The 8,665-nt window shown below is 39.9% G+C and carries 7 protein-coding genes; 3 read left to right on the plus strand and 4 right to left on the minus strand.

All coding sequences use genetic code 11. From position 1 onward, the window contains the following. The first annotated feature begins 111 nt into the window (after positions 1-111). Entirely contained in the window at positions 112-1,104 is a 993-nt protein-coding gene (locus AC2JBO_RS40140) for an Rpn family recombination-promoting nuclease/putative transposase (RefSeq protein ID WP_496959215.1), read from the plus strand. A 122-nt stretch (positions 1,105-1,226) separates the two neighbouring features. On the opposite strand, the gene AC2JBO_RS40145 is transcribed toward AC2JBO_RS40140, so the two are convergent. The 3 genes from AC2JBO_RS40145 to AC2JBO_RS40155 all read right to left on the minus strand — a co-directional run bounded on the left by AC2JBO_RS40145 (position 1,227) and on the right by AC2JBO_RS40155 (position 5,465). Beyond that, on the minus strand, positions 1,227-1,802 hold the full coding sequence (locus AC2JBO_RS40145; protein WP_496959216.1) for a gamma-glutamylcyclotransferase family protein: 576 nt from the start codon (positions 1,800-1,802) through the stop codon (positions 1,227-1,229). Positions 1,803-1,948: 146 nt separating this feature from the next. Continuing rightward, positions 1,949-4,627, minus strand: coding sequence for a DUF8738 domain-containing protein (locus tag AC2JBO_RS40150; protein WP_496959217.1), 2,679 nt, complete (start codon positions 4,625-4,627; stop codon positions 1,949-1,951). A gap of 337 nt (positions 4,628-4,964) precedes the next feature. After that, positions 4,965-5,465 carry a hypothetical protein gene (locus AC2JBO_RS40155; RefSeq protein WP_496959218.1) on the minus strand — a complete coding sequence of 167 codons (501 nt, stop codon included), beginning with the start codon at positions 5,463-5,465 and terminating at the stop codon, positions 4,965-4,967. A gap of 156 nt (positions 5,466-5,621) precedes the next feature. On the opposite strand from AC2JBO_RS40155, the gene AC2JBO_RS40160 reads away from it, so the two are divergent. Next, positions 5,622-5,768 (plus strand): hypothetical protein, encoded by a 147-nt coding sequence (locus tag AC2JBO_RS40160; protein ID WP_496959219.1) that lies wholly within the window; start codon positions 5,622-5,624, stop codon positions 5,766-5,768. Here AC2JBO_RS40160 and AC2JBO_RS40165 read toward each other — a convergent pair. Next, positions 5,765-7,024: a bifunctional sterol desaturase/short chain dehydrogenase gene (locus tag AC2JBO_RS40165; protein WP_496959220.1), complete on the minus strand. Its 1,260-nt coding sequence runs from the start codon at positions 7,022-7,024 to the stop codon at positions 5,765-5,767. The two genes, AC2JBO_RS40160 and AC2JBO_RS40165, sit on opposite strands and share 4 nt — an antisense overlap. Positions 7,025-7,245: 221 nt before the next feature. Between AC2JBO_RS40165 and AC2JBO_RS40170 the strand changes: the two genes are divergently transcribed. Further along, positions 7,246-8,475: a glycoside hydrolase family 10-like protein gene (locus AC2JBO_RS40170; protein WP_496959221.1), complete on the plus strand. Its 1,230-nt coding sequence runs from the start codon at positions 7,246-7,248 to the stop codon at positions 8,473-8,475. The last annotated feature ends 190 nt before the right edge of the window (positions 8,476-8,665 follow it).

Genomic DNA, 8,665 nt, shown 5'->3' on the forward strand with positions numbered 1-8,665 from the left:
CTTGCTCCTTCAAATTTAATTATTAAGACTTTATAAAGAAAGTATATATCGCAAATTTTTTGTTTAATAATTACGTACCATCCAGGTTGCACAAAAAGTAGAAGTCATTTCATGATTGACCACGATACCTTGTTTAAAAAGCTACTACAAAATTTCTTTGTTGAGTTTATCGAGTTATTTTTTCCAGATATGAGCAATCTTTTGGACAAAGACTCGATTACATTTCTACCACAGGAAGTACTGACTGATACTCGTAAAGGTGAGAAAAAAATTATCGATGTATTAGTTCAAGCTAAATACAAAAACAAGCCGACGCTAATCATTATACACATTGAGCATCAGTCCTATACTCAAAAAGACTTCAACGAACGAATGTTCTTCTACTATGTTGAATTGTATAAAATATATCGGATTCCAATATTGCCAATTGTACTTTATTCTCATGATGCACCGTTGACGATACAACCAGCTGAATTTAACATCAGTATAGAAGGCAAGAATATAGTCCAGTTTGATTATGAAGTAGTTCAGTTAAATCAACTCAAATGGCAAGACTTCGCGAACAAACAAAACCCGGTTGCCAGTGCTTTGATGTCAAAAATGCAGATGGATGTTGTAGAACGTCCAACGGTAAAGTTAATATCACTACAGTTACTTAGCTCATTAGGCTTAAATCCTGCACAAATTGAACAAATCTCTGTATTCATCGACACTTACCTGAAACTAGATACAGAGGAAGAACAAGCGTTTAGTCAACAAATTGCTACCATAGAAACAAAGCAAAAGGAGCAAGTTATGGAAATTGTTACTAGCTGGATGGAAAAGGGTTTAGAGCAGGGTAGGGAAGAAGGCAGAGAACTAGGTAGGGAAGAAGGTAGAGAACTAGGTAGGGAAGAAGGTATTGAACTAGGTATGGAACTAGGTAGGCAAAGTGAAGCTGCAACGTTAGTTCTACGCCTGCTTCAACGTCGTTTTGGTAACTTGAGTCAAACTCAGCAGGAACGTATTCAAAGTATGAGTGCAAAACGTTTAGAAGAATTAGGGGAAGCTCTGTTAGATTTTAATTCGATTACCGATTTAAAAAACTGGCTCGCGCGCGTTTAATTATTCGCAACGGATGCAACGGATGTAACGGATGGGCTAATAGTTGAAAACAAAATCTGGTTACTAAAAAATCAACTATCCGTTACATCCGTTCATCATCCCTTGCCATCTGGTCTTCAAAGTTAAGCTGACTGCTGCTGTCTCTGTAACTGGTACATATGGTTAAACAACTTCCAACAGTATTCTTCAGGCAGTCCACAAGTAACGGCGCCTCGTAATACTATATTAAAGTACCAATCATTCGGCGCCACTTCAGTAGCAAGTTTATTCACTACTACATAAGTTCGCACATTCTTATAAACTTTACCGTGGGAACGCACTTCTATTATCTCTGGACGATAACCACCTCTAGGCACATCTTCCCGTTTATCTAACTGCTCACTCAGGCGCCAAGGTAACTTGTACAACACACCTTTAACGCTAGCTTTGGGGTCTGGTACTACATCCAATACCCCACATTGACGAGTTTGAGAATAACGATAAAAACCTAGTCTATAACCTTTCAGTGTCCCGGCGCCTACTACATAAAGATGAGTTTTTTCACCTAGTGACCTTTTCAGGTCTACTGGACACATACACGAACCATATGCAAAGTAATAAAATGTTGATTCTTCACCATGCTGCGATGCCAAGCTATCTGAAGCTTGATTCTCACTAATTATCGCACTTTGGTGTAATTGCTTACCCAAATTCTTCACCTATCTTTATGTACAGTGACTACTGGTATTACTTTATCACTGTTTTAGGTGTTGTTAGGCTTTTTAGTGGACAGTAAAAGATGTGGGACGGGCAAGATGCCCGTTCCACAAGACATTATACAAGGTTATATGATTTATATAGTTGGTTATCTGCTGCTTGATAATGTTGCTGTTAAATCATTCCAAGCTTTCAACACAACCTTCAAGTTGTCTGGCAACTTTTCGCGCGAGATATCATTATACTGAACTGTGCCTTCGTCGGTACTAAGAGTATAAGTGATGTAGTCTGCGGCGCCATTTGGAGCAGGATAAGCGATATTTTGGAATTGTTCTGCTTGCCGTTTTAATAACTGCTGAAACTGTTTTGTTTCAGAGAGCGATAGTCGGAAGACTCGACGGTCGGAATCATTTGTATCACCGACACGAGTTTGAATCAGGCGCCCATCTTCGAGTAAAACGGTTTCGTAGGTTCTGCCAATAATACCACCTGTTGTGACATACCGGAATACCATACCATCTGTTAACGATGGTGGTAACTCACGTGTAGGTATTGGTATACCCCCAGTTGCCACTCCATCTAAAATCTTGCTAGCGTCTGTATTTAATCGAAAAGCAATTTTATTAGTTGCATTGCCAACAAAATTGTTAGTGTGGTAAACAAAACTTTCTCTACCAACTGCAACGGTAATACGCCATCCTCTTACTGATGAGCCAGTATTTGAATTCCCATCTAAACCAAGATTACCATTTCTCCAAGTTACTCGTTCGGCGCCAACAATGTTTTTAGTAGACATGCTGACTTTAGTAACCGCGCGTTTCTGTGCATCATCCAATACGCTATTGAGTATTGCTGTTGGTATGCTAGCTACAGGTAAGTATTCAAACTGTGTACTATCTTTATCAACGGCATATACCCAATTTTGCATCCCGTCTGATACAGTTACTAGTGCATCGAAGTCTCTACTATTCGTCTTCTCTAACTTGATATTAGTTACACGAAGATTTTCTATCTTTTTAGCACCACGTTTTAAAGCGTCTTTTTTAACCACTTCTGCAAGTTTTGGCGCCAAAGCTGGAGTTTGGTCTTGGTTTACAATCTTAGCATCAGCACTAACTAAATAATTCCAAGTACCAAGACCACTATCGACTGTAATTTTCCAACCTGCAACAGGTCTATATGACATGTCACATACCTGGTTGAAAGTCAAACTACAAGGGTTGGAAAAAGTGTGTTTTTGCGCTTTAGTTATTCTAAACGTATCTTCTGACCGTCCTGACCATTTAGAAGCATCACGCAAAACAGCGTTAGCAATACTTATCGGTACATTAACATTAGTGCCTACTTGGTCTTGTCTACCACCTTGAACTAGTTTGAGTTGTGACCCGTTATCGCTAACAAGATAAACTAATGCTTCACGAATATTATATGGTAGAACACTAACTTCCCAACCGGATACTGGTGCAGGTGTGCAAGCAGGTAAAGTAGTTGGGTCATCACAACCAAAGAACCATTGTTTACGTTTGTAAGAAACAACATCTAAAGCTTGTTGTGGTAACTCCGTTGTTTGAGCAGCTTTAGATAAAACTGCGTTTCTGGCAGTTTTTGGTAAACCATCTGCTAATAACTGTAACGACTCACCGTTTTCATTGCTCAAATAAACCCAGCGGTCTTGTTCGTTACCTACAGTTACTTTCCATTGATATGATTTAGGAGCAATGCAGTCTTGACCTGGAGGACAATAACGTCCTTTTTCCCATTTTCCATTTTCAACGTTAATTACCGATAGTGTTCCTACAGGGACTCCCGTGCTTTCAGATACGCGCCGTAATATTCTATCACTAACAGTTTGCGGCAACGTAATATTGCTTGCGGCTAAATTCAATCTGACTTGCGAACCATCTGGTTTTACATGGTAGACTAGGCGCCGTTTACCTGCTTCAACGGTGACACGAAAAGCTGGTTGTGCAATTTTTGTACAAGCTTCACCAGGTCTTGCTAAACCCAAACAACCATCAACAGTAATTTCTTGAACACTGCCAATTTCTAATTCCGAAACAGGTAAACCTGTATTGCCAGATGCTGCTCTTAAAACCGCGCGTTCAGCTTTATCAGATAAACCTTTGTTGTTAACGTTGCTTTCAGTTCGATTCAATCTAACAACAGAACCGCTATTGTTAGTATGATAAACCAAATTTACGTCTTTGATACCAACAACAACACGCCAACCTGAAATGATTTGTTGACTACATGCAACGTTTGCTTCAGCAAGTTCCAAACATCCGTCTTTCCAGTCTCTTTTTGCGGATTGAATAATGTTAAGCTGTGTTGGCTGTACTCTTAAACGAGATGATGCGGCTCTAATTACTGCATCACGAACTCTATCGGGTAAGCTAGTGTTATTACCGTTATCAGAAGTATTTCGATTAGTAACACGTAAAATACGACCATTGTTGTTGGTATGGTAAATAAGATTTTCACGACCGTTAGATACGACAACTTGCCATCCTGGGACTAAAGCTTGTGTACAAAGTTCACCTGGCCCTGCTAGTTCCAAACAGCCATTCCGCCAAGTTTTTTCTATAGATTCAACAATGCTGATTTTTGATGGTAAAATACCTTGGCGCCGTGATAAGTCTCTGATGACTGCATTTCTGACCGAACGTGGTAAACGCTCATTATTACTGCTAACTTTTAAAACTTCTTTTGTAACAGATGATGCAGAATTTGTAGGCGCCGCTGTAGCACTATTAAGTAAGGTGATGCTGCTACTAACTGACAAAATACCACTTAGTATCAAAGCAGTAACACAGGAGCGCTGATTCATGGTAGAATTACTTTTGAAATTGCTTTTCATAACGACAATGTGTGAGCAGTAACGATTCATTAGCAATTAACTCGCTGTAAATAATTAATTGCGAATAATAACAAATCCTTCATCCTAAACTTACATCGTTCGGGATGAAATATTAAAGTAAGTAGATATAATAAATTTCCCTGTTTATACGCAAAGAGACGCAAAGTCACTCGTCCTTTGTTCCTTTCAAATTACAGAAACTTTAAAAAGACGAGCCAAGCTCATTATTCCTATATATATAGATATAAACTGTTGTATGTCCTAGTTATTTATCTCAATAAAATTACGTATAGTATTTATACGTACACTAAGCAGATAAAGATTGTTGATTAAACGAACCTGGTGCATCAAAGCGGATAGTACATGCTGCCCAGTCTTTCAAATCAGGCGCCAGCCATACCAAACGGCGTACAATATCATCATTGACCCACAGTACCAAAGGGAAATTGAACTGTTTACGTAACTCATCGCGCATGAGGTTCGTAGAAACAATCAACTGATTTATGGAGATTACCGACTCTAAACCTCTAACCATGAGAGCTTCAGGCTGAGTAGAACCCAACTTATTAACAATAGTAGTGTAAAGCGTGTCAGCTGTTGCGGGTAAAATCATTTCTTGAATATCAACAGCAGAGAAATCATGGAGCAAACTTACTATATCCTGCTGTCGGTTTGGAGAATTGCAGCAAGCTAAAAGCAGTGAAAAATCACCACTTGCCACCATTATTGACCTTGCCAACGTTTTAATTGCAGCAGTCAATACTGCATCTTGCTTTGATTCTCGTTGTGTTTTAACTAGACCTATCATTTGACACCCTGACCATAATTTAATGCACTACTAAGAAAATATCAGCAAAATTACCCAGAGAAATCATCCTATGAGTAGGTAAGTGAGTAATTTTGTTGACATCTATTGGGATAACCTTGAATCGATTTTATTCACCCTATTCAAATCGAGGGTGGGGTGGTTGACCCCACATTTGTAGGGTGTGTGGCGCCACCAACAATCGTACAACGAAGCTTGATAACTTGTGGCGCCACGCACCTTTTGAGTGCCGATGTGTGGCGCCACGCACCTTATGAGAGTCGGTGCGTGACGCTACCAGGTTAGTCGCTTCGTTTCAAAGTTTTTGGTGGCGTCACGCACCCTACGAGACGGTAATACAAAAATGTGCTGAGTTCTTTGATGGGAAACAATATATATGTCAAAGGGTTGACGGTGACGATGATATTACGAAAATCTCGCTTTGCTAAAAATAATATCCCTTTAGCAACAAACGGCGCCGACATGACACCATAAGGATTAAGCTGGCTTTTAAATGGGCCAAGGATTAATTTACGTATGGTGCAAACCTTATCTAACCGTTTGAGGGTGATAATTTCTCCAAGCGCGCGTTTACTAAGTTCGTACAATGGACTGAGTGCAGGAGATACTTCAGCTTCGGAAGTGTTAACCCAAATTTCCTTTGTTGCTTTAGCGTCTGCCCCAGTTATAGTGGTCATGAATATATCCATCAACCGCATAGCACTAAAGGTATTTACTTCGTAAGAAGAATTTATTGCCTCTGATGTACGGGCGCCATATACATTTATTCCGTGGTTGATAATCAAAATATCGACTTTCTGTAAACTGTCCTTAAGCGCAGCTTCATCACCCATCTGCCACGAAAGCACCTTTACCCCATCTGTTGATATTTGGTCGGGACGAGTTGTGAGAGCAACAACTTTAGCTCTATGCTGAACAAGCTCTGCTGTTAACGCTTGTCCCAAAGCACCTGATGCACCAGTTATAGCTACTGTTTTGCCTTGAAGCGATAATCCTGTTCCAAGCACTTTATCCACCAGAGGAAAAACACCACTATAGTATGCATTCACATTATCAAAATGATGGCGCCAGTGGTAGGTTCTATTTACCAGCCATACAGAGGGAACTTCTTCTAGAGGTCCAGGCAAATGTGTGTAGTCTGTATCAATACTTCCCTGAAAATATCTTAAACTCGCACCATATAGAAAACCCCAAGCGTAAACTACTCCCAACCAAAACCCCGCTTGATGGATAATAAAAGCCAACGGTGTTACGACTGCCACAAGTAAACCCGATTCTAAAATATCATGGTATAACTGCGAATCTTGATAAGCTTTGAGCGAAACAACCGAAAAATCTCGTTTATAAGCCATATGGTGCTTGTTATGCCATTTCGCTAACCAACTAACTTGGTGACACAAAGCGTGGTAGCTGTCTCTCAATACCTCAGCAAGCAACAGCGATAACGAAGCCCAAATTGTAAATTGAATACAAGTGACTACTATAACAGCCCAGTTTTCCTGAATTGCTTCTATTACGTCCAAACGAGTTAAAATCTCCATATCGTGTTTAGATTATCTCTTTTTTTTCTTAATCAATCTTAATAATCCATCAACGACGGTCAAAAATCGAGTTTTAGAGAAGACTAAATTATTTTTCAATCAAAATATAATATTTAGTACATACCTATCCGTTGCATCCGTTTTATCCGTTGCAAGCAACTTATGAGCCAAATATGGGGTCATACGTGTATCATGCTTTCAAAGAGTGACACGAATAAACAATGATAGATTTGAAGTGGAGTGTGAGGCACCCCGTGAAACAGCGTTATTTCGCTGTACTAGTGGCTTTGAGTTTAGCGGTAACAATGTTATTTTCTTTACCAATAAACGCACAAATTTCTTCCCGCTTACCAGCAAGTGAGTTACGGGGAGTTTGGCTAACTAATATAGATAGTAACGTCCTATTCGATAAACAGCGTTTGGATAATGCTTTAGCGCGTCTCAAAGAATTAAATTTTAATATAGTATACCCAACGGTATGGAACTGGGGATGGACGTTATATCCTAGTAAAGTTGCGGAGCGAGTTATTGGACGTGACCTCGACCCCGAACCAGGATTACAAGGACGCGATATGCTCAAAGAAGTAGTTGAATCTGGACACGCAAAAGGTTTAACTGTGATACCCTGGTTTGAGTTTGGTTTTATGGCGCCTGCTGATTCCGAACTTGCAAAACGGCGCCCACAATGGCTTACTAGTCGTCGTGATGGTACTAAAATTGTAAAAGAAGGCACACATGACCGAGTATGGTTAAACCCATTTCGTCCAGATGTCCAGCAATTCATGCAAGATTTAATTGTAGAAATAGTTAAAAACTACGATGTAGATGGTATTCAATTTGACGACCACTTTGGTTTACCCGCCGAACTAGGTTATGATTCCTATACAGTAGCGCTATATAAAAAAGAAAATCGCGGTAAACTACCTCCAAAAAATCCCCAAGACCCAGAATGGTTACGTTGGCGTGCCAATAAAATGACAAACTATATGAAACGGGTATTTACAGCAATTAAAGCTGTAAGAAAAGATTGCTTAGTTTCAATGGCGCCAAACCCACAACGGTTTTCCTATGACTTCTTCCTTGCAGACTGGGAACGCTGGGAAAGAATGGGACTAATTGAAGAACTAGTTATACAAGTATACCGCAATGACTTAAAAGTATTTAACAGCGAATTAGACCGTCCAGAAGTTAAAAGCGCGCGTAGTCATATTCCTGTTAGTATCGGAATAATAAGCGGTTTGAAAGGTAAGCCTGTACCAATGCAACAAATTCAAACCCAAGTCCAAAACGTGCGCGCGCGTAAATTTGCAGGAGTATCATTCTTCTTCTACGAAACCCTATGGAACATGAGTAACGAACCAATACAACAGCGTCAAGCAAGTATACAAGGCATGTTTCCCAAACCCATAGCATATCCTCATTTGCTAAACGGATGGAAAGCTAATAGATGATCCCCCCAACCCCCCTTAATAAGCAGGGCTAGGGAGGATTTATATTGTTAAAACATTATTTAAACAGGACTTACGCAACTGGCACATAAAAATCGTAGGGTGTGTGACGCCACAAAAAAACTTCAACGTAGCTATAAGACCTGTAGCGTCACGCACCGACTCTCAATTGTGACAATATCGTAAGTCCTGT

Source organism: Calothrix sp. CBUCES-K 9914 (assembly GCF_059640475.1).